This window comes from Bradyrhizobium sp. PRIMUS42 (genome assembly GCF_023006515.1).
Classification (GTDB): domain Bacteria; phylum Pseudomonadota; class Alphaproteobacteria; order Rhizobiales; family Xanthobacteraceae; genus Bradyrhizobium.
In genome coordinates this window covers 1-703 of record NZ_JALBGZ010001406.1, presented here as the reverse complement: position 1 = coordinate 703, position 703 = coordinate 1, and the positions used below count along the sequence as shown (strand labels likewise).

The following is a 703-nucleotide window of genomic DNA, read 5'->3' as shown; positions in this document are numbered from 1 at the left end:
ACCGCCAGCATCGCGGTCGGCGCTTCGCCCTCGGGGCTGGCGGTGACGCCTGATGGCAAGCTGCTGCTCTCGGCGGACCGTGACGACGACAGCGTCTCGGTGGTGGACACGACGACGCGTCAGCGCAAGGCGACGATCAAGGCCGGCACCCGTCCGTTCGGCGTCACCATCGACGCGGACGGCAAGCGTGCCTATACCGCCAATGTCGGCTCCGACGACGTCTCCGTGATCGACATCGCGGAGATGCGCGAGATCGGGCGCGTGCCGGTCGGGATGCGGCCCTACGCGGTGGCGCTGGCGCTGGGCCGCGGCTTCGTCACCGATCAATATGGCGGCAGCGTCAGCGTGTTCGACCTGGCGAGCCTGAAGCCGATCAAGCGGATCAATGTCGGGGACTATCCCGAAGGCATCAATGCAACCGCCGACGGCAAGCGCGTCATCGTCGCCTGCTGGGAGAGCAACACGCTTAGCATCATCGATGCCACTGATCTGAAGGTGATCGGCGAGATCAAGACCGGCGACGGCCCGCGCGCGTTCGGGGCGTTCTTGCGCAGGACGGAGTAGGGCGGTGTAGGGCGGATTAGCGAAGCGTAATCCGCCATCTGGCATCGACGATCGATCGGCGGATTACGCTGCGCTAATCCGCCCTACGGCACCGGGGCACACCGCGTCCGCAATCTCGTCCATCCGCTCGAACACGTGG

At 66.3% G+C, this 703-nt stretch carries 1 protein-coding gene; it reads left to right on the top strand.

Annotated elements, in window-relative coordinates; translation table 11 throughout:
• Positions 1-564 (top strand): YncE family protein (locus MOV75_RS40695; RefSeq protein ID WP_247008487.1); only part of this gene is annotated, 564 nt, incomplete at its 5' end.
• Between the last annotated feature and the right edge of the window lie 139 nt (positions 565-703).